At 70.5% G+C, this 18,608-nt stretch carries 19 protein-coding genes and 5 pseudogenes; 12 read left to right on the forward strand and 12 right to left on the reverse strand.

Features of this window, described 5'->3' with window-relative positions:
* Window positions 1-394 precede the first annotated feature (394 nt).
* Together AB0J72_RS57355 and AB0J72_RS57360 are read left to right on the forward strand one after the other, a co-directional pair.
* Window positions 395-577: a hypothetical protein gene (locus AB0J72_RS57355; protein ID WP_363417219.1), complete on the forward strand. Its 183-nt coding sequence runs from the start codon at window positions 395-397 to the stop codon at window positions 575-577.
* Window positions 578-618: 41 nt separating this feature from the next.
* Window positions 619-1,134, forward strand: coding sequence for an inorganic diphosphatase (locus AB0J72_RS57360; protein ID WP_363417222.1), 516 nt, complete (start codon window positions 619-621; stop codon window positions 1,132-1,134).
* A 46-nt stretch (window positions 1,135-1,180) separates the two neighbouring features.
* Here the strand turns inward: AB0J72_RS57360 and AB0J72_RS57365 are convergent, their stop codons facing one another.
* From AB0J72_RS57365 to AB0J72_RS57380, 4 genes are all read right to left on the reverse strand, one after another.
* Window positions 1,181-1,585, reverse strand: coding sequence for a hypothetical protein (locus tag AB0J72_RS57365; protein ID WP_363417225.1), 405 nt, complete (start codon window positions 1,583-1,585; stop codon window positions 1,181-1,183).
* Window positions 1,586-1,669: 84 nt separating this feature from the next.
* On the reverse strand, window positions 1,670-2,620 hold the full coding sequence (locus AB0J72_RS57370) for a nitroreductase (RefSeq protein ID WP_363417228.1): 951 nt from the start codon (window positions 2,618-2,620) through the stop codon (window positions 1,670-1,672).
* 280 nt (window positions 2,621-2,900) lie between these two features.
* Window positions 2,901-3,536 (reverse strand): response regulator transcription factor, encoded by a 636-nt coding sequence (locus AB0J72_RS57375; RefSeq protein ID WP_360570206.1) that lies wholly within the window; start codon window positions 3,534-3,536, stop codon window positions 2,901-2,903.
* Window positions 3,488-4,789, reverse strand: coding sequence for a sensor domain-containing protein (locus tag AB0J72_RS57380; protein WP_363417231.1), 1,302 nt, complete (start codon window positions 4,787-4,789; stop codon window positions 3,488-3,490). Before AB0J72_RS57380 ends, AB0J72_RS57375 begins: the two co-directional genes overlap by 49 nt.
* 118 nt (window positions 4,790-4,907) lie before the next feature.
* Here AB0J72_RS57380 and AB0J72_RS57385 point away from each other — a divergent pair, with 118 nt between their 5' ends.
* On the forward strand, window positions 4,908-5,936 hold the full coding sequence (locus AB0J72_RS57385; protein ID WP_363417234.1) for an acyl-CoA desaturase: 1,029 nt from the start codon (window positions 4,908-4,910) through the stop codon (window positions 5,934-5,936).
* Window positions 5,937-5,987: 51 nt separating this feature from the next.
* Here the strand turns inward: AB0J72_RS57385 and AB0J72_RS57390 are convergent.
* Window positions 5,988-6,476: pseudogene (locus tag AB0J72_RS57390) on the reverse strand (S8 family serine peptidase); the annotation flags it as partial.
* 504 nt (window positions 6,477-6,980) lie between these two features.
* On the opposite strand from AB0J72_RS57390, the gene AB0J72_RS57395 reads away from it, so the two are divergent.
* The 3 genes from AB0J72_RS57395 (at window position 6,981) to AB0J72_RS57405 (ending at window position 9,285) form a co-directional block, all read left to right on the forward strand.
* Entirely contained in the window at window positions 6,981-7,805 is an 825-nt protein-coding gene (locus AB0J72_RS57395; protein ID WP_363417266.1) for a DUF4397 domain-containing protein, read from the forward strand.
* Complete coding sequence (locus AB0J72_RS57400; protein WP_363417237.1) at window positions 7,805-8,431, forward strand: class F sortase; 627 nt, start codon at window positions 7,805-7,807, stop codon at window positions 8,429-8,431. Before AB0J72_RS57395 ends, AB0J72_RS57400 begins: the two co-directional genes overlap by 1 nt.
* Before the next feature lie 62 nt (window positions 8,432-8,493).
* A complete protein-coding gene (locus AB0J72_RS57405; protein ID WP_363417239.1) occupies window positions 8,494-9,285 on the forward strand; it encodes an anti-sigma factor in 792 nt (263 codons plus the stop codon).
* Window positions 9,286-9,476: 191 nt separating this feature from the next.
* Here AB0J72_RS57405 and AB0J72_RS57410 read toward each other — a convergent pair.
* The 3 genes and pseudogenes from AB0J72_RS57410 to AB0J72_RS57420 all read right to left on the reverse strand — a co-directional run.
* A pseudogene (locus AB0J72_RS57410) lies at window positions 9,477-9,608 on the reverse strand (IS3 family transposase); the annotation flags it as partial.
* 255 nt (window positions 9,609-9,863) lie between these two features.
* Complete coding sequence (locus AB0J72_RS57415) at window positions 9,864-10,328, reverse strand: ATP-binding protein (protein WP_363417242.1); 465 nt, start codon at window positions 10,326-10,328, stop codon at window positions 9,864-9,866.
* On the reverse strand, window positions 10,325-11,188 hold the full coding sequence (locus AB0J72_RS57420; RefSeq protein WP_363417245.1) for an MEDS domain-containing protein: 864 nt from the start codon (window positions 11,186-11,188) through the stop codon (window positions 10,325-10,327). The genes AB0J72_RS57415 and AB0J72_RS57420 overlap by 4 nt, the downstream gene beginning before the upstream one ends.
* A gap of 259 nt (window positions 11,189-11,447) precedes the next feature.
* On the opposite strand from AB0J72_RS57420, the pseudogene AB0J72_RS57425 reads away from it, so the two are divergent.
* Window positions 11,448-11,789: pseudogene (locus tag AB0J72_RS57425) on the forward strand (aldo/keto reductase); the annotation flags it as partial.
* Window positions 11,790-11,868: 79 nt separating this feature from the next.
* Window positions 11,869-12,249, forward strand: a complete 381-nt coding sequence (locus AB0J72_RS57430) for an aldo/keto reductase (protein ID WP_363417248.1) — start codon at window positions 11,869-11,871, stop codon at window positions 12,247-12,249.
* A 600-nt stretch (window positions 12,250-12,849) separates the two neighbouring features.
* Here the strand turns inward: AB0J72_RS57430 and AB0J72_RS57435 are convergent.
* The gene (locus AB0J72_RS57435; RefSeq protein WP_363417251.1) at window positions 12,850-13,053 is read right to left on the reverse strand and encodes a cold-shock protein; all 204 of its coding nucleotides are present in this window, start codon (window positions 13,051-13,053) and stop codon (window positions 12,850-12,852) included.
* A gap of 86 nt (window positions 13,054-13,139) precedes the next feature.
* Between AB0J72_RS57435 and AB0J72_RS57440 the strand changes: the two genes are divergently transcribed.
* On the forward strand, window positions 13,140-13,793 hold the full coding sequence (locus AB0J72_RS57440) for a transposase (RefSeq protein WP_363417254.1): 654 nt from the start codon (window positions 13,140-13,142) through the stop codon (window positions 13,791-13,793).
* Window positions 13,794-13,897: 104 nt separating this feature from the next.
* On the opposite strand, the gene AB0J72_RS57445 is transcribed toward AB0J72_RS57440, so the two are convergent.
* Window positions 13,898-14,779 carry a slipin family protein gene (locus AB0J72_RS57445; RefSeq protein ID WP_363417257.1) on the reverse strand — a complete coding sequence of 294 codons (882 nt, stop codon included), beginning with the start codon at window positions 14,777-14,779 and terminating at the stop codon, window positions 13,898-13,900.
* A gap of 1,037 nt (window positions 14,780-15,816) precedes the next feature.
* Here AB0J72_RS57445 and AB0J72_RS57450 point away from each other — a divergent pair.
* Window positions 15,817-16,449, forward strand: a complete 633-nt coding sequence (locus AB0J72_RS57450) for a DUF308 domain-containing protein (protein WP_363417260.1) — start codon at window positions 15,817-15,819, stop codon at window positions 16,447-16,449.
* Window positions 16,450-16,621: 172 nt separating this feature from the next.
* Window positions 16,622-17,023 (forward strand): hypothetical protein, encoded by a 402-nt coding sequence (locus AB0J72_RS57455; protein ID WP_363417263.1) that lies wholly within the window; start codon window positions 16,622-16,624, stop codon window positions 17,021-17,023.
* Here the strand turns inward: AB0J72_RS57455 and AB0J72_RS57460 are convergent.
* Both AB0J72_RS57460 and AB0J72_RS57465 read right to left on the reverse strand, forming a co-directional pair.
* Window positions 17,010-17,138 (reverse strand): hypothetical protein, encoded by a 129-nt coding sequence (locus AB0J72_RS57460; protein ID WP_363417269.1) that lies wholly within the window; start codon window positions 17,136-17,138, stop codon window positions 17,010-17,012. The two genes, AB0J72_RS57455 and AB0J72_RS57460, sit on opposite strands and share 14 nt — an antisense overlap.
* Window positions 17,139-17,442: 304 nt before the next feature.
* Window positions 17,443-17,871 (reverse strand): annotated as a pseudogene (locus AB0J72_RS57465) (universal stress protein); the annotation flags it as partial.
* 62 nt (window positions 17,872-17,933) lie between these two features.
* Here AB0J72_RS57465 and AB0J72_RS57470 point away from each other — a divergent pair.
* Window positions 17,934-18,395 (forward strand): annotated as a pseudogene (locus tag AB0J72_RS57470) (glycoside hydrolase family 9 protein); the annotation flags it as partial.
* Between the last annotated feature and the right edge of the window lie 213 nt (window positions 18,396-18,608).

Raw genomic sequence — 18,608 nt, forward strand, 5'->3', positions numbered from 1 at the left:
CACTTCTTCTCGAGGACGACGTTGCGGCCCTTGGGGCCCAGCGTCACCTTGACGGCGTCGGCGAGGGTGTTCATGCCCCGCTCGAGGCCGCGGCGGGCGTCTTCCCCGAACGCGATCAGTTTTGCCATCTGTGTCGTCCTTCACGTATCGCGCCGGATGTCCGGCACTGTTCGGACCGACCTGCGATGGCCACGGCACGGGCTGCGTCGCCCCGGAGTCGCATCCCATTCGGCTTAGCACTCGCATGTTACGAGTGCTAAGTCCAGTGCAGCACTCATCGGCCCGGATCACAAGCCCGGCCGGCAGCGCGGCGCCCGTCGCCGATCAGGCGTACCGTTGGCCGCGTCGCCCGGTCTCGGGCCACTGCCGGTACATCCGCACCGCGAAGGCAGCCATGATCATCGCAAAGTCCAGCGTGCTCGCCGCACTCCGCAGCCGAGGTCAACATGATCGTGCCGCCTGGGTCGACAGGTCCCTGCCCGAAGACATCGACACAGCCCGAAACGCGGGACTGCTCGACCTCCTCGCCCTCGACGTGGCGGGCATGACCGGCAAGGCCCACGCCGCGCCCCGGTAGGCGCCACCGCAATCCGACGACGGCTGGGGAGCGTGGCACGCGTGGAGTTCGACGTGACGGTCGAGAGTCCGAAGGGGACCCGCAACAAGTACGAGATGGACCGGCGCACCGGCCGAATCCGGCTGGACCGCACCCTGTTCACCGCGACCCAGTATCCAGAGGACTACGGCTTCATCGAGGACACTCTCGGCGAGGACGCCGACCCGCTCGACGCGCTCGTGCTGACGCGCGAGGCGACGTTCCCCGGCTGCCAGATCCGCTGCCGGGCGTTCGGCTTGTTCCGGATGCGCGACGACAAGGGCCCGGACCCGAAGGTGCTCTGCGTCCCCACCGCCGATCCACGCCTGACCTACCTCCAGGACCTCCCGGACCTGGATCCGTTCCACAAGCTGGAGATCCAGCACTTCTTCGAGATTTACGAGGACCTCGAGCCGGGCAAGGCCATCGACGCCGAGCACGGCATCTGGGCGGACCGGGCGGAGGCCGAAGCGGAGGTCACCCGGTCCCGCCTGCGGGCCGCGCGCAACGCCGGCACGGCGCGGCCGCACGCCGGGTAGGACGCGCCGTCAGCGCAGCAGGCGGCGACCGCAGAACCGGCAGACGTCACTGCGGTCCGGCGGCCGCCGGGCGGCAACCGTCCGGCTGCCGCAGCAAGTCGTTGAGCTCCGAGCTGAGGTGCTGGTCGTAGACCGCGACCGGCGCCATCCGGGGGCTCGCCGCCCGCGCCTGCTCGCCGGCGCGCCGGTCAGCGATCGCGAAGAGCCATGCCCGCGCGTCCGCGTGCCACCGCTGCGACACCGGCGCCAGCAGCCACACCTCGACGAAGACCGCCCGCGTGACGCGCACCGCGGCCACGCCGTCCAGTCCGGGACGAACGTGAGCGAGGATCTCGTGCACCATCAGGCGGTACAACCCGGCAAGCGCGGCCCGGTCGCCGTCGGCGATCTTCCGGACGAGCCTGTAACAGGTCGCCGCGACGGAGATCGGACCGACCTGACCGCCGATCATGAGCACTCCCGCGATGGACGAGGTATCGATACCACCGGGGTCCGGAGCGGCTGTGACAGCGACCATACGCCGCGCCGCACAGCGTCAGCGCCGATCGATGATCTGGGCGGCCGGTGCACGGCGCGGCCCCGGCGGTGGCATACCGGCCCGGCCGAGGCGCAGCAGCAGGTACGGGTAGCCCACGCAGCCGATCATCATCTGGACCGCCTGCCGTGTGGCAACCACCTCGACGGCCGCGCTCAGCGGCAGGACGGAGACGCCGGCGGCGGTCGCGGTCAGCCAGCCGGCGGACAGTGCCTCACCCGCGCGTAGCCAGTCCTCCGGCTCGTCGGTGTGGCCGTACAGCAGGACGAAGGTCGCGCCGGTGCCGTCGGTGAGGCCGGTCGGGCCCACGCCGGTCGCGCGGTCTGTCGATCCGACCGGAACGGGGCGGCCACCGGAGGCGACCCGGGCAAGCTCGAGCACCTCGTCGGGGTAGAGCACGTGCAGCGACGTCTCCTCCGCCCGCACCGCGAACGAAACGGCCCTGAGCTGCGCGGCCGCGATCGGCGCGCCGGTGACGGGGGTCCGGTCGGTGCGGCGCAGGGGCATGCTGTCCACGAGCGGCGCCTCGGCCGGTTCCGCCGGCGAGCGCTCCTCGAGCCGCAGCGACGCGAGCCGGTCCGGGTCGGCCCGGTCCGGCCGGCGGTTGATCTTGAGTCGCCAGCCGGCCGCCACCAGCGCGATCCGCGCATGGTGCAGGGCCGCCCCGCAGCTGATGATCGCCAAGCGTCCGTCCGCGTCGACGTCGTCGTCGACGCAGGTGCGGTCGTAGTACAGGGACAAGGTATTGCCGGTCAGCCGCCACCGCCACGGCTGGGAGTCGAGAATCGACGGAGCGAACCCGGCCGCGTTGGCCGCGGCGAGGAGCGCGTGAATGACGGCCTGGGCGCCGATCGGATGGATCGTCGCATCGCCCAGTGCCGCGCCGTCGGCCGCTGGACCTGTCGAGTCGTGGCGGCGATCGGGCCTGGGCTTGAACTGCATGACCTGCATCGGGTTGAGACCTCCGGACCAACGCCGCAGAACACGGCGGGTGCAGGCGAGAAGGAGTAGTCGCCCCGGCCACATGCGGCCGCATCACCACGGGCCGCGCAGCAAACCCTACGCCAGTTCGCGCGCAGACCCTATGATGTGCGTCCCTTCGTCCCGGAAGAACGTCCGGAACACCGCCCCGTCAGCGTCGTGCACCGTTCAGGCCCTCATCTTCCTGACGGCGCGCGAGGTGACGACATGCGCGGCACGCGCTCGGTGACCGGATCCACCGCCGAGCGGCTCAGGCGTTGAGGTAGGTGAGCACGGCGCGGACCCGGCGGTTGTCGTCATCGGACGGCGGCAGGTCCAGCTTGGCCAGCAGGCTGTTGATGTGCTTGCTCACGGCCTTCTCGGTGATACCCAGCTTGGCCGCGATCGCGGAGTTGGAGCGGCCCTCGGCCATCTCGCCGAGCACGCCGAGCTCCCGCGCGGTGAGTACCGCGAGCGGCTCCCGGCGGGCGAGCAGCTGAGCGATCACTTCCGGATCCATGGCCGTGCCACCGCCGGCGACGCGGTGCACGGCGTCGATGAACTCCCCGATGTTGGACACCCGGTCCTTGAGCAGATAGCCGACGCCGCCGTGCGGCGTGGCCAGCAGTTCGCGCGCGTAGAGGGGCTCCACGTGCTGGGACAGCATCAGCGTCGGCAGTCCCGGTATCCGGCTCCGCGCCGAGATCGCCGCCTGCAGCCCTTCGTCGGTGAACGTCGGCGGCAACCGCACGTCGATGACGGCGACGTCGGGCCGGTGCTCGACGAGCGCGGGCAGCAGGGCCGGCCCGTTGTCGACGGACGCGACGACGTCGAAGTCGAACGCCTGCAGCAGCCGCGTCAGCCCGTCCCGGAGGAGGGCATGGTCTTCGGCAATGACAACGCGCACGGCAGCTCCATGGTGATGACGGTGGGCCCCGACGGCGGGCTCGACAACGTTACGGTGCCGTCGAACGCGGCGAGACGGCGTTCGATGCCGCGCAGCCCCGAGCCGCCCGCCGGGTCGGCGCCTCCGACACCGTCGTCGGTGACCACGATGTTCAGCGCCCCGCCCGCGTATCCCATGACCACTGATCCGTGCCGGGCGTGGCTGTGCCGGACCAGATTGGTCAGCGTCTCTGCGACGGCGAAGTACGCCGCGGACTCCACCGGCGTGGCCGGGCGCCCCGGCAGGTCGACCTCGACCGAGATGTCCACCGGCAGCCCGATCGCGAGCGCGCGGACGGCCCCGGCCAGGCCCCGCTCGGCCAGGACGGGCGGATGGATGCCGCGGACGAGATGGCGCAGCTCGACCAGCGCCGCGCCGCTGGACTCGCGGGCCTCGACGAGCAGCTTGCGAGCGCCGGCGGGGTTGCGGTCGAGCAGCTCGTCGGCAAGGCCGATCACCATGCTCAGCGAGACCAGTCGCGCCTGGACGCCGTCGTGCAGGTCCCGCTCGATGCGGCGCAGCTCCGCCGCCTGGGCGTCGACCGTGTCGGCCCGGGTCACCGTCAGCTGGGTGATGCGCAGCCGGAGCTCGGCGTTCTTCGTCGGCGCGAGGAACAGGTGCGCGAAATGGGCGTCGACCCGGCGCAGCCAGGGCGCCACCGACAGGCCGGTGGCCAGGATGGCCGCGCCCTGCGGCAGGCACAGCAGGCCGGCGCCCGCTGACTCGACGGACCAGATCACGCCGTAGCCGTACCAGCCGGTGCCGAGCCAGATCCACAGCGGCGTCAGCGTCAGACCGGCGATCCCGTAGAGCGGCACGAGTACACCGGCGGCCCCGAGTCCGAAGCCGACCAGAGCCCCCGGCACCAGCCAGGCGAGGTCACGCCAGGTGGCCGGGTCCGTCACCGTCCACCGGAAGCGTTGCCAGCCGCCGGGCAGCGCCCGCTCGGGCGCCGGGTGGTAGGGGCGTCGCACCAGCACACCGGTCCGCGACGCGCGCCGGCGCTCCAGGTCCGCGCGCATCCGCACCAGGCTCATCACCCAGGGGGTGAGCGCCAGGCCGAGGAACGGCACCGGGCTGAGCGCCAGCGCGACCACGGAGATGAGCAGCAGCGGCAGGTTGGTGAACGCCAGGCCGACGGCCGCCAGTGCGGACAGGACGCCGCGCATGCCCTGGCCGGCCCATCGACCCATCGGTCCGCCGGTCCCGCTCACGTTTCCATTCTGCCAGTCGCGGGTGCGGCCCAGCGGTGGTGACGGGGGGTGCTACCACCCCCGTGCCGGGGAACCTGGCGCTCCTGACGAAGCTGCCAGCGCCAGGTGTACTGGACATATGACGATCACGATGACGCCGCGGGCGCCGTCCGGCAGCGACTTCGCCGTTCTGGCCCGGCGAATCAATCAGGCGGGACTCATGCAACGCCGGCCCGCCTACTACGCCGCCCGGATGGGCGTCGTCACGCTGATGCTGCTCGGCGGGTGGACCGCGTTCGTGCTGATCGGCTCGTCGTGGTGGCAGCTGGTGACCGCCGCCGTCCTCGCGGTCACGTTCACCCAGGTCGCCCTCCTGGCCCATGACCTGGCGCATCGCCAGGTGTTCCGCACCAAGCGGCCCAGCGAGCTCGCCGGGCTGCTGGCCGGCAACCTGGCGGTCGGCATGAGCTACGGCTGGTGGATGGACAAGCACACCCGCCACCACAACAACCCCAACCACGACGACCTCGACCCGGACGTCGCTCCCGAGGTGCTCATCTGGGCGACCGAATCGGCCGTCGGCCGGCGCGGACTGGCCGGTTTCATCACCCGGCACCAGGCCGGCCTGTTCTTCCCGTTGCTCACGCTGCTCGCGATCGACCTGAAGGTGTCCAGCGTCAAGGCCCTGCGCCGCAGCGGGATGAAGCGCCGCCGGCTGGAGATCGCGCTGCTCGTACTGCACGCGGCGGCCTACCTCACGGCGCTGCTGACCGTCCTGTCCCCGCTGCAGGCCGTCGCCTTCCTCCTCGTGCACCAGGCGCTGTTCGGCGTGTATCTGGGCATGACGTTCGCGCCGAACCACAAGGGCATGCCGCACCCCTCCGGCGACGAGGACTTCCTCCGCAAGCAGGTGCTCACCTCGCGCAACGTGCGTGGCAGCCGGCTGACCGACGCGGCGCTCGGCGGCCTCAACTACCAGATCGAGCACCACCTCTTCCCGGGCATGCCGACCCCGAGCCTCCGCCGGGCCCAGCCCATCGTGGAGGCGTACTGCGCCGACATCGGTGTGCCGTACGAGCAGACCAGCCTCGTCACGTCCTACCGGCAGGCCCTGCGGTACCTGCACGACGTGGGAGCGCCCGCCCGCACGGAGCACGCGGCCCGCTGACCGACGGGCGGAGCCGTAGGACAGGTTGAGCACGCGGATCGGGTTGGCCGGGTCGTCGGCGCGGTGCTGCACCACCCAGTCGATCGCGGCGATCATCTGTGACACGTCGACCGCCCCGGTGGCGGTGCCGATCTTGATCGAGGTGAGCTTGACGTCCGGGGCGATGCCCTTCGCACCGGACGTGGTGTCGTTGCCGACGATGATGCCGGCCATGTGGGTGCCGTGCCCGTACGTGTCGAGGTAGCGCAGGTTCGCCGCCTGCGACTCGAATGACAGGTCCGGCCCGTTCACGATCCTGGAGGCGGGCAGTCCCGGTACGGGTGCGACACCGGTGTCGATGAGTGCGACGCCGACCCCTGAGCCGGTCAGGGCGGCAGCCGCGCCGGTGTCCGCGCCGATGCTGGAACGCACCTGGGCCAGCGTGGTTACCGACGCCGCGGTGCCTGGCGGGGCGACGACCGCGGTGGCGGTGCCGGCGAACGCGCCCGGTATTTCGAGCGCTGCGGCCACGGCGGCGCGCAGGCCCGGCAGTGTGGTCACGGTATGAGCTCCATCCTTGGAAGGTCTCGTCCAGGACTCCGACCGTGACCGGGTACGGCGGCACCGTCACCGGCCACGACGTGGAACTGCCCGACCACCCGACACGAACCGTCCGGTCGGTGTCCGCCACCAGGCTGCTCGCCCGCCGGATGGCGACCGGGCGGCAACTGCGGTGCAACCCGGCTGTCCCACCACCTCGGCCGGACCCCAGATGCCCGCTGCCGCCACACAGTGGAGGCCGGGCCGGCCGTAGCGACCCACGGGCATCCCGGACAGGATCGACGCTGCCCCGCGCCCAGGAGCGCTGGCCCCGACTCCCCGACACGAGGGTGGACGAAGCGGTTCGGCCCGTATCGAAGTCAGTTCGTATCGCTGCCCTCGGCTGGATGCGTTTCGTGGCAAGTTCCACCGTTCGCATCCGCAGCGCCCTGCGGCGCGCGAAGGACATGGCGACAGAGCAAGCCGCTCGCGTGTCCGGAAAAGTGGAAGGGCTTCACCATGAGCATTCGTCTGACGTTGCGCCGCGTCGCCGCCGGAGCCGGGGCGCTGGGTGCCGTCGCCGCGGCCACGCTGCTGGTCGCGTCGCCGGCGCACGCGGCCGGGCCGAGCAAGGTGTCGGTGGTGCACGGGATCCCGGGCCAGCCGGTCGACGTGTACGTCAACGGCAAGAAGACCCTCGACAACTTCCAGCCGTCGAAGGTCGCCGGGCCGCTGGACCTGCCGGCCGGCAAGTACGACATCGTCATCGTCAAGCCCGGCGACCCGGTCACCAGCCCGGTCGTCAAGGTCGACCAGGCGGCCGTGCCCGCCGACGCGAACATCAGCCTGGTGGCGCACCTGACGGCCGACGGCAAGCCGACCCTGACGCCGTTCGTCAACGACACCGCCAAGCTGGCCCCCGGCAAGGCCCGCCTCGTCGTGCGGCACACGGCGGCGGCCCCGGCCGTCGACGTCCGGGCGGGCGGACAGCCGGTGTTCAAGAACCTCACCAACCCGAACGAGGCCAAGGCCGACGTCGCGGCCGGGACGGTGAGCGCCGACGTCGTGCTGGCCGGGACGAGCACCGTGGCGATCCCCGCCGCCGACCTCAACCTGGCCGAGGGCACCTCGACGATCGTCTACGCGGTCGGCTCCGCCGAAGGCAAGACCCTCGGCGTCGTCGCGCAGAGCATCACCGGCCTGCACGGCACCCCCGGCGGCGTCCCCTCCGGCAGCGGCGGCGCGGCCGACCAGGGCCCGGCCGCCTGGGTGCATCTCGCCGGCGCCCTCGGCCTGATGGTCGCCCTGGCCGGTGGTCTCGCGCTGCGGAAGTCCCGGGTCCGGGCCTGATGCGTCGATCCCGGGCCGCGGCCTGGGCCGCCGTCGCCGCCGGCATCGTCACGATGCTGGCGGCGACGGTCACCGCCTGCGCCGAACAGCCACCACCCCCGACCGGCACGCCTCCCACCGCAGCCACCTCGCCCGCGCCGGAGGCGAGCGCCGCACCGGCGGCACCGGCGGCCGCCGTGCCCCCGACCGGCCTGAAGATCGACCGGCTGAACCTCGACGCCAAGGTCGACGCGGTCGGTGTCGACGGCAAGACCGGCGAATTCGCCGTCCCGCCCAGTGTCGACGTCGTCGGCTGGTACAAGTGGGGCCCCGGGGCCAACGCCACCGCGGGGTCGATCGTGATCGCCGGCCACGTCGACAGCGCCGAGCAGGGCCGCGGGGCCTTCTTCCACCTGCGCGATCTCGGCCCGGGCGACCCGATCACGCTGGCCGGTGCCGACGGCAGTACCCGGCGGTTCACCGTCACCGCCCGGGAGGTGTACCCGAAGGCGAAGATCCCGCTCGAGCGGTACTTCGCCCGCGACGGCGCTGTGCGGCTCACCCTCATCACATGCGGGGGCCCGTTCGACGCGAGCACCCGGCACTACCGCGACAACGTCGTCATCACCGCCCAGCCGGCGGCGTGACGCCCGGCAGAACCGGCATGACCTCGCTGTTCATGGCGTTACCGTCTGGAGGTGGCTGTGCGATGGTGGCACCAACGGTGACCCCGGCCGAACCGGACACCGGCAGCGCCGACCGTGGCCCGGCCGGTGAGACCGACCACCTCGACCACTGCCCCCAGTGCCGCACCGACCTCGACCAGCTACGCCACGTCGCCCGTGAGGGCCGGCACATGCAGACCCTGCGCGACCTGCCGATGCCGCCGCAGCGGGTGTGGGACCGCATCGAGGCCGAACTCGCCGCAACCGGCCGCGGATCGGCTCCACCGGCCGTCACCCTGCACACCGACCCGCCCCCAGCCCGTCGCAGCCCCACCGCGCGTGCCGCTGACGAGGTCGCGGCCCGCCGGGCCCGTCGCCGCGGCCCCGGCTGGGCGATGACCGCCCTCATCGCCGGCGTCGCCGCCGCACTCGCGGTCTTCGCCACCCTCGTCGCCACCGACCGCCCCGCGCCAGCCCCACAAGCCGTCCCGTGCGCCGGCGTCACCCAGATCCGGCTCGAAGCACTGCCCGGCGTCACCGGCTCAGCCTGCCTGCGCACCGTCGACGGCCAGCGCCGGCTACACATCCACGCCCAGGGCATGCCCACCCAGACCGGCGGCGACTACGAGGCCTGGCTGCTCGACGCCACCAGCCTCAACGGCCCCACCCTGCGCATGGAAGCCCTCGGCGTCCTCGTCGACGGCAGCGACCAGGACCTCCCCGTCCCCACCGGCCTCAACCTCGAGCACTACAGCATCATCGACATCTCCGCCGAACCCCACGACGGCAACGCCGCCCACTCCGGACACTCCCTGCTACGCGGCACCCTCCGCTGACGCCCGATGATCCGGTCGACTGCCCGGCGTCGCATCCAACGCATCGGGCCCGGCCGAACCTGGTGAAATGACGTCGCGATCCGACAACGCGGCCCTTCCCGGCCATCGGGCATCAGGCTCGGCTGCCGCGGGGCACGGCGAAGCTGCAGGAGGGCCGCCCGCCACTCGGGTTGCGAAGGCCGGTCCCCGCTGAATCGGCGCTGCGCCAGGTCCGGGGGCCTGGCGGCGTGCTGGTCGGCGATGGTGGTACGGCGGGTCTTGCCCCGCACGACGCCGCGTAGGCCCAGCTGGCGCATGAGCCGCTCGACGGTGCATCGGGCCACCGGCGTGCCCGCGGAAGACCAACATTGTCGACTCTGAACAGGACCTTCGGTCATCGGCCTGCGGTCACAGGGCGGGGATGGACGGCCGCAGCGCGTCATCGCCACCCGGCGCGCCGGTAAACGCTGTATCGATCCGGATGCCTCTCGGTGCTCGCCGTGACCGAGGACGGCCCGCTGACCAGCGGCCGAGCCCGACATACTGTGGGTCACCGGCGACGGCAACTCGGTCGTCGGCATCGCCGCATGCATCCTGGGTCAGCGAGGTTGTGGGATGGGCTGGACGGACATCGTGACCGTGACGGTGGTGCCGGTGCCGTCGCAGTGGATGCTGACGTCGATGCTGAGTTGCCGCACGATCCACAGTCCGCGGCCGCCCTGTGCGGTCGGTGGGACCGGGACGCGTCCGGCGTTTTCAGGGTCGGCGATGCCGGGGCCGTCGTCGCTGACCTGGCAGGTCAGGGTGTTGCCGGTGCGTCGCAGCCGCAGGTGGCCGGTGCCGCCGCCGTGCTGGACCACGTTGCTGGCCAGTTCACCGACGATGAGCATGAGGCTGTCGATGGTGGGTGGCGGGATGTCGGCGGCGTGGGTGTGGGCGGTGACGGCGGCGCGCAGCGCGTACAGGTCGCTTTCGGTGAACGGCTGCGCAAGGTCGAGGGTGGGTGCCGGGTCGGTGCGGGGTGCTGGCTCGACGCCGGCGGTCTCCTGCTCGGGCCCGGTCATGGCGCTGGGGTTACCCGTAGTTGCCGGACGTCAATCGCACCGCACAGTCGCAGGAGTTTGTCGACGAGCGGGCCGCACCGTACGAGCATGTGGCGGTCGGGCGGCAGCTGCGTCGCCGTGCGGACGATCGCCGCGGCGCAGGCACCGTCGAGGTAGTGCAGCCGCCGCAGGTCGAGGTGGATGTGCTGGTCGAGGCGGATCGACTCGGCGAGGGCCTGTTGCAGCACGGCGAGGTGGCGGTAGTCCAGTTCGCCGGCGATCCGGACGCCCGGTGGCCGGTACTGCCGGCATACCCGCAGCAGCGGATCTTCGTGGTAGACCTGCGCGGCGACCGTCTGTTGGTGGACTTCGGCGGCGAAGGCGAGGGTGACGGCGTCGAACAGGTCGCGGTCGTACTGGCAGATGGTGGTCAGGGTGCCGGCTGGGGCGAGGTCGCCGATCTGCCGTTCGAAGTGCAGCAGTTCCTGGGCGGCGGCGTGGGGCCGGGTGGCCCAGCCCATGTCAGCGGTGACCCGCAGCGCGGTGAACCCGGCGGCTGCGGCGGCGGAGAGTTCCTCGGTCAGGGCGTCCAGCATGCGCCGGGCGCTGGGAGCGCCACCGTTGAGCCAGGTCGTGGTGTAGTCGGTGACTCGCAGCTGGCCGGTGGCGATAGCCTCGCCGTAGCCGACGGATCGCTGCGATAGTTCCTCGGCGAGGGTGTGCGGGGCGATGGCGTCGGTGAAGCACACCACCCGGTCGCCCCGCTCCAGCCCGTCACCGACGAACGCGGCGATCAAATCGATGCGCTCGTCGGGATCGGTGAAGGTGAGACAGGCATGGGTACCCGCACCGAGCTGCTCGACCGTTACCGCCTCCGCCATCGCTGCCAGCTACCCCTCACCCCTCGACGCCTACCGACAGCGTAGGGGGCGCGGTGTCCTGGGGTGCGCGCGGCCGACCTGCCTGCCGGTTGAATCTGGACGGGCCGGCTTCGTGACCTCAGCACCGCAGACGGGGAACGCTTGAGCGGGCGATGGGCAGCCATTCGGCTGGGTGAGCAAGGTTGAGGGAGCGTTGGGCATGCGGTACACGCGACTGGGCGGAACGGGGTTGTGGGTCAGCCGGATCGGTCTGGGCTGTATGAGCTTCGGCACCGCCGGGGCGGGCCTGCACCGGTGGACGCTGGATGGGGACGCCGCGGCCGCGTTCTTCCGGCAGGCGGTCGAGCTCGTGGTGACGTTCTGGGACACCGCGAACGTTTACCAGGGCGGCACGTCGGAGGAGTTGGTAGGCCGGGCGATCGGTCGGTTCTCGCGGCGCGAGGAGATCGTGCTGGCCACGAAGGTCAGCGGGAAGATGCACGACGGCCCGGGCGGCAGCGGCCTGTCCCGCAAGGCCATCCTGGAACAGGTCGACGCGTCGCTGCGCCGGCTGGGCACCGACTACATCGACGTCTACTACCTGCACCGCTTCGACCCGGACATGCCGGTCGAGGTGACCATGCAGGCCCTCGACGACCTGGTCCGGGCCGGCAAGGTCCGTTTATCTCGGCGCGTCGTCGATGTGGGCGTGGCAGGTCGCGAAACTGCAGTACGCCGCCGTGGTCAACGGGTGGACGAGGTTCGCGGCGATGCAGGACCAGTACAACGTCCTCAAACGCGAGGAAGAGCGCGGCATGATCTCGACGTGCTTGGACCAGGGCGTCGGATTGACGCCGTATTCCCTGCCGGCGAAAGGCCGTGCGGCGCGGCCGTGGGGTACCCACACTGAACGGTCGACCTCCGACACCGTCGCCACGGCGTTCGACCGGGATGTCGACCGGCCCGTGGTCGATGCTGTGCAGGCTTGCTCAACCATGCGCTCGAAGGCTCGTCAGGCGGTCGGGCCATGTCCGAGCCGTCTGGGTGGCGCGCTGGCGCCGGTCAATTCGTGGGCCGTCTGACCCGGGCGGCGATACATCGAACGATAGGCTTACCCGATTCGGGCCGGCTCAGTTGACACGTCTTGCGGGCGCGCCCGGGGCACACGGGGTCGCTGCCATCATTTCCGTTCGGTGCGCGGCACTATGGCCGCTGCGACGGTAAACGGGTGGCGCAGCCGGTGCATCGCTGACTCGCCGCAGTCGGATGCGTGATACTCCACGGTGTCCTCGGCGGCGGTGGGCGGTGCAAGAAACGGTGTCGTGCGGTCAGTGAACGCGGCAGTCAAGGCTGATCTCGTCTCGAATTTCGGAAAATGCGGTGGCTGTCATTTCGGATGGGCACCGCAACGCGGATGAGATCCGGTCGACGGCGTTCCGCGGCCGGGTGTCCGGCTGGCGAACGGTGCGGTCTTGCCGACGCCGTAGGGCCGCGGCGCGTAGGCGGTTCGACGGCCCGGGTGCGCTGTCCCTGCGGCTTGCTGCCGTGGACGGCGGCGGCACGCCGTCTGATGGCGGTGAGGGACCGAGGCGAGCCGGTCGGCGCCGTATCGGTGGTGACGGTAGGTCCAGCGCCGGGCGGCGACCCGCTCAACCAGCCGAGTCGCCGTGGCACAGGGTAGGTCAGAGCGAGCGAACGTTCGCCGCTTGCGGACCCTTCGGGCCCTGGGTGATGTCGAACTCCACCCGCTGGTTCTCCTCCAGGCTGCGGAAACCACTCGCCGAGATCGCCGAGTAGTGGGCGAAGACGTCGGCTCCGCCGCCGTCCTGGCTGATGAAGCCGAAGCCCTTTTCGCCGTTGAACCATTTCACGGTACCGGAAGCCATGTCTGCTCCTTCGCAGGCTGATAAGAGACCGCACCATGCGGACTCTCGCGCCGCCGCGTCGATCATCCGCGTCGGAAAGACACGACATGCAAAAGCGCCTGGATGGGTTCAGATACCCACCAGGCGCTGAAAACGTCTACGGAAACCAAAACTGCAACCCGAATACCGTAACACACCCGGATCAACAGGGTCAGGTTCGTCTGGGCTGCGGGGTCGGTAGTCGCGACGCCGCCGCCCTCTTCAGTGAACTGGCCGAGCAGGGCTACCGCGGCGGCATGCTGACTGTTCGCCGCTTCCTGCACCAATTCCGCGGCCACCGACACGTCCCGCAACCCGGGCCACGGCCGTTCAAGCCTCGTCACGTCACCCGATGGATCATGACCAGACCTGACCGGCTCAAGGATGCCGACCGCGCCTGCCTCCGGCAGATCCGGGACCGCTGCCCCGAACTCGACCGCACCACCGAATACGTGCGCGCCTTCGCCGTCATGATGACCGAACGGCAAGGCAGCGAACTGGAGCATTGGCTCACCACGATCGAGAGCGACGACCTCCCCGCGCTGCGATCCCTCGCCGTCGGTATGCGCCGCGACCAGGACGCCATCACCAACGGCCTCACCCTGCCCTACAGCTCGGGAGCGGTCGAAGGCGCCGTGACCAGAGCCAAAGCCATCAAACGCACCATGTACGGCCGCGCCAACCTCGACCTGCTCCGCAAACGTATCCTCGCCAGGACCTGACATCCCATCCATCGATCACCGGATGAGTGCCAGAGCCGAATTTCATGAGCGACGACAGACAAGGGCGCGCATCAGTTGGGAGGCGGGCGGTCAGTACAGGGTCATCATCGGGCCGGTGGTGATCCTGCGGTCTGGGCCGGGACTGCCGCGGCCTCGGCGCCGTCCGGTGGGATGGTTCTGGTCAGCGTTGCGGGCACCGGGGGTCGGGGTGCGGCGGCTGCCGCTTCGCGGGTCATGAAGTTGCCGAGTTCGCTGATGGTGCTCATGAGCGGTGCCGGGAACACGACGGTGGTGTTCTTGTCCACGCCGATCTCGACGAGGCTCTGCAGGTTGCGCAGTTGCAGGGCGAGTGGGTGGGCCATCATGGTGTCGGAGGCGTCGCCGAGCGCGGCGGCGGCCATGGACTCGCCCTCAGCGTTGATGATTTTCGCTCGCTTCTCCCGTTCGGCCTCGGCCTGCTTGGCCATCGCGCGTTTCATGGTGTCGGGCAGCTGGATGTCCTTGAGCTCGACGAGGGTGACCTCGACGCCCCACTCCGCGGTCGTGATGTCGAGGATCTCGCGGATGTCGACGTTGATCCGGTCGGTCTCGGACAGGGTCTCGTCCAAGGTGTGCTGGCCGACCACCTTGCGCAGGGTGGTTTGGGCGATCTGGTTGATCGCTGCCTGGACGCTCTCGATCGCCACGACGGACTTGACCGCGTCGACGACCCGGAAGTAGGCGACCGCGGACACGTCGACGCTGACGTTGTCGCGGGTGATGATGCCCTGGGACTGGATCGGCATGGTGACGATCCGCAGCGACACCCGGTGCAACTGGTCGACGATCGGGATGAGCAGCCGCAGCCCGGGCTCGCGGGACCCGATGACCCGGCCGAGGCGGAACAGCACACCTCGTTCGTACTGCTTGACGACCCGGATCGCGAGGGCCAGGACGATCAGGGCCACAACCACGACGATCACGAGGACGGTGAAAACGGTGGTCATTGACGCGCTCCACTTCAGTGCTCGCGTTCGGTCCGCGACGTGCGGGCACGGTTGACACGGCGCGGTGGCCGGCGGTGGCCCGTTCGCAGGTGGCCGGGTCAACCGATCAGGGCGCCGCCGCGCCGTCTGGCGAGTGTTGGGATGCGGCCAGACACATTTCCGGCCGCGCGGTGACCGCTCCGGATCGACGCTGTGCTGATCCTTCCACGTCGTCCATTGTCGCTCGCGGCGATGGGTGGCCACAGGGCTCAGCGGGGTGGTCCTGGCCCGCCGCGGCCCTGGACGGTCGCTGCGAGGATGACCACGAGTTGCAAGCGGCGGTGGTGCCGGCGGTCAGGTGCCGGCGCAAGGGGTGGCCCTCGACGCGAGTCGGGCCTGGTGAGGTCTGCCGGCGTCATCCAGCGGCTGCTCGAAGATCGGGATGTCATTAGGCGTATCGGCCACTGCAACGCCTGGTTAGCTGGTGAACTGCGGCTTCACCGCGGTCCGTGCCTAGAACCGCCGCTCAACTGTGGAACGTGGGATCGACAACGGCAGCTTGAGCAGGGTGACGTACAGTGGGTCGCTCGGCTGGGTGATGGCGTATGCGCTGCAGGAAGATCGCGCCCGACGGGGTCCGGAACGCCAACGCGAGGGTCGCGACGACAACGGCGGCGGCAGGACCCATCCACAGGTTGCGCAGGCGCTTCTGCTCATGCCATGAGATGGGACCTATCCAGATGATCTTACTGTCGAGTGTTCTGCCGCCGACCAGCGACCCCGCCGGTCACCGCGCACGCCCCATCATCCTCGCCAGCCGGGCTGGGCTCACCCGCCACCCTGAATGGCGCACCGCCGGAGGCAAGCCCTCTGCTCAACGCCACCTGTCGCCGTCAGAGCGTGCTGCGCCGGCATGTCATCGCCCTCGGCCCGCAGACGTCAGACGCCGCCCGGGGTTGCACCCGGGCTGCCATCACCCGACCCAGGTGGGGCTTCCTGTTGCCAACTCGCCGAGTCTGGGCAGTGAAGCTACCGCGCACAGGTGACGGAGGCGCACGATGACCACGTTCCCATGGCATCACAGGGGCAAGCGGCAATCAGCGGCCGGCACCGCGCCGGCCGGGGCTGCGCCGAAGCCAGCTGTCGAGCCGTTCTGGCAGGTACTTGGGCTCGGGCTGATCACGGTGCTGTTCGGCATCGCCGTCCTCGTCTGGCCGTCGCACACACTGCACCTGGTGGGTGCCCTGGTCGGCATCTGGCTCCTCGTCGCCGGCGCGCTACGGCTCATGGGGGCGTTCGGTCATAACCAGACAGCCGGCCGCCGGGTGCTGCTCGGCGTCGTGGGCGTCCTCCTGCTCGTCGGTGGTGTCGCGTGTCTGCGCAACGTGGCCACCGGTGTTGTTGTCCTGGCCAGCATCATCGGCTTGGCCTGGCTGCTCAGCGGGATCGCGGAGATCGTGGTCGGGTTCCTGGCCCGCGGAACGGTCCGAGCCTGGCTGGTCACGCTGGGCGTCGCGTCGCTGCTCGTCGGTCTCGCGTTTCTGGTGTGGCCCGGCCTGTCACTCGGCACGATGGTCCTGCTGACCGGGATCACCGCGCTGATCATCGGTGCCGCCGAGGTCGCTTTCGCCTTCCAGCTGAAGAAGGGCTCAGCGGCGGTCCGACCGGCGAGTCCTGCTGAACAGCAATAGACGGAATCCCGACCGGACCGCCGCCCTGTCTCTCTGGTGGTTCTCCTGGCCTACATACACCGACCGGTCCGGATCACTTCGCCTCGGACTTGCGGGTCTGGTCACCGGCGCTGGACCTGCCAGCCGTGGACGACGATGTCCGGCCCCTGGTGGCCGTCGTCTCGCCGTCGTCGTGCTCAATGAGTTTCATGATCCGGGGCGCCAGCGCCAGCACGGAGGTGAGCGCATCCGCGAGGCGCCGGCGAGTGCCTCGGCGATGAGCACCCGTTCGATCGACGGCACGGACGCCGCGCCACGCGGCACCATCGACAGCACGTCCTGCAACGACGGCGCGCCATCAACGCTGGTGTCGGCGGGCAAGGGCCGCGTGCTGGAGGGCACGGGTCGGGCCGTTTCCTTGCGTGCGGAGGTCGCGACCGGCTTCGCGCACCGCGAGTTAGCGGCGCACGCGGTGATGGCGGACGCGCAGGCGGCTGCCGAGGGCCGGCGTGCGGCGCTGCTGGGTGCGCGCGGCCACCAGTTGGCCGCTCCGTTCCAGGTGGTGCCGGCGGGCGTCGGCGTCAATCAGTTATAGGGCGCTCCTCGTTCTCGACGATGCGCAGGAGGGCACGTTCGCGCGCGACCCGCAGTTGGTCGAGGAGCACGCGCAGCAGCGTGGCGTTCACATCGGTGAGCCGTGTGCCGGCCATTGCCAGGACGCGACCGTCGGCGATCTCTACGCTGTACGGGGCGTCGTCGGGTTGCTCGAGGCGAGTCTTCCCGGCGGTCGCCTCGCAACGCCCCGGCCAACCCGAGCGACGACCGCAGCGGAAACAACCCCAGCGTGATCACGGCCGGCGCGACCAGCGCGAGCCACCAGGCGGCGACCCGCCGCTGCGTCGGCAGCGCGACACGCCGCGGCGGCGGCGGGGACGCCAGCTTGGCCGGCGCAACATGCTTCGGAGGCCGGCGGGCCGGGATCACGTGCACCTCGATCGGACCGGCGGCCCGGACAGCCTTGTTGATCATTGAGCCGTGCAGCAATTCCTGCGACCGGGAACGACGCGTCGCTCCCAACACCAACTGGCGAGCACCCTCCGTACGCGCGAAATCCAGCACCATGGTGGCCACGTCGTTGCCGGCCAACTCCGCATAGCGCCCACCGAGCTCACCCAGCAGCCTCCGCTGACCGGCCAGCCACGCCGGCTCCGCCTCGGCCAGGCCGCTGGGCTCCCGGACGTGTACCCCGACCAGCTCAGCATCGACGGAGGCGGCGATCTGCGAGGCCCGCCGCAGCACGTGCTCACCCTCGGGCGCCCCGGTCAGAGCGACGACGACCCGCTCGGCCGAGGCCGGACGTCCTCCCTTGCGATCCAGTGCGGCGCGGCAGGCGGCGTCGAGCAGGTCACGCTCGTCCAGCCAGCCGAGCGCCAGCCCACGCAACGCATCAAGTCGTTCCGCGCGGTAAAAAGGCGCCCAAGGCCACCTCCGCCAAGCCCGTAGGCCTCGACTTCATCCTCGGCCGCAACGCGCTCAACAACTCCTACGTCACCGGCTACGGCAGCCGATACTCACACAACCAGCACAGCCGCATCTACGGCCACCAGCTCGACCCCAGGCTGCCCCAGCCGCCAGCGGGCTCGATCGCCGGCGGACCCAACCCCAACCTGGAGGACCCGAAGGCGAAGAAGGTCCTCTTCCACACACCCACCGCGGAACACCCCAAACCACAGTTCTGCTACCTGGACGACATCCAGTCCTGGTCCACCAACGAGGTCGCGATCAACTGGAACTCCGCGCTGTCCTGGGTCGCGTCCTTCGCCGCGGACCAACACCCACACGACAACCACGACGGCCCGCTCCACATCGGCGACGTGACCGTCAGCCTGGGCGGGGACCATCAGGTCAACGTCGTGGTGCCGGTCGGCTGGTCCTTGCACGTCGAGTCGGCCGCGGCGGGGCGATGAACACCCCCGCCGGTACACCACCGATGCGGGGGTGATCCGGGTGAACGACAAGGTGCAGCTGCCGGCGAGCTTTGTGAACCAGTCCGGCGACGACCTCGCCGGGCCGATCAGGCACGCACTGATCACGTTCAACCTGCTGGAGGACGAAGGTGACGACGTCACCGTCTGGAAGACGCCGTTCGACAAGCAGGCGATCACCGCGGGCGCCCTGGC

The sequence above is a fragment of the Dactylosporangium sp. NPDC049742 genome, from assembly GCF_040674675.1.
In the GTDB taxonomy this organism is placed as follows: Bacteria; Actinomycetota; Actinomycetes; order Mycobacteriales; family Micromonosporaceae; genus Dactylosporangium; species Dactylosporangium maewongense.

What these genes read in the sequence shown, in the direction of transcription:
- AB0J72_RS57355 (WP_363417219.1), top strand. Translation starts at nt 395, where the DNA reads ATGATCATCGCAAAGTCCAGCGTGCTCGCCGCACTCCGCAGCCGAGGT.
- AB0J72_RS57365 (WP_363417225.1), bottom strand. Translation starts at nt 1,585, where the DNA reads ATGATCGGCGGTCAGGTCGGTCCGATCTCCGTCGCGGCGACCTGTTAC.
- AB0J72_RS57370 (WP_363417228.1), bottom strand. Translation starts at nt 2,620, where the DNA reads ATGCAGGTCATGCAGTTCAAGCCCAGGCCCGATCGCCGCCACGACTCG.
- AB0J72_RS57385 (WP_363417234.1), top strand. Translation starts at nt 4,908, where the DNA reads ATGACGATCACGATGACGCCGCGGGCGCCGTCCGGCAGCGACTTCGCC.
- AB0J72_RS57400 (WP_363417237.1), top strand. Translation starts at nt 7,805, where the DNA reads ATGCGTCGATCCCGGGCCGCGGCCTGGGCCGCCGTCGCCGCCGGCATC.
- AB0J72_RS57405 (WP_363417239.1), top strand. Translation starts at nt 8,494, where the DNA reads ATGGTGGCACCAACGGTGACCCCGGCCGAACCGGACACCGGCAGCGCC.
- AB0J72_RS57415 (WP_363417242.1), bottom strand. Translation starts at nt 10,328, where the DNA reads ATGACCGGGCCCGAGCAGGAGACCGCCGGCGTCGAGCCAGCACCCCGC.
- AB0J72_RS57420 (WP_363417245.1), bottom strand. Translation starts at nt 11,188, where the DNA reads ATGGCGGAGGCGGTAACGGTCGAGCAGCTCGGTGCGGGTACCCATGCC.
- AB0J72_RS57430 (WP_363417248.1), top strand. Translation starts at nt 11,869, where the DNA reads ATGTGGGCGTGGCAGGTCGCGAAACTGCAGTACGCCGCCGTGGTCAAC.
- AB0J72_RS57435 (WP_363417251.1), bottom strand. Translation starts at nt 13,053, where the DNA reads ATGGCTTCCGGTACCGTGAAATGGTTCAACGGCGAAAAGGGCTTCGGC.
- AB0J72_RS57440 (WP_363417254.1), top strand. Translation starts at nt 13,140, where the DNA reads ATGCAAAAGCGCCTGGATGGGTTCAGATACCCACCAGGCGCTGAAAAC.
- AB0J72_RS57445 (WP_363417257.1), bottom strand. Translation starts at nt 14,779, where the DNA reads ATGACCACCGTTTTCACCGTCCTCGTGATCGTCGTGGTTGTGGCCCTG.
- AB0J72_RS57450 (WP_363417260.1), top strand. Translation starts at nt 15,817, where the DNA reads ATGACCACGTTCCCATGGCATCACAGGGGCAAGCGGCAATCAGCGGCC.
- AB0J72_RS57460 (WP_363417269.1), bottom strand. Translation starts at nt 17,138, where the DNA reads ATGGCCGGCACACGGCTCACCGATGTGAACGCCACGCTGCTGCGCGTG.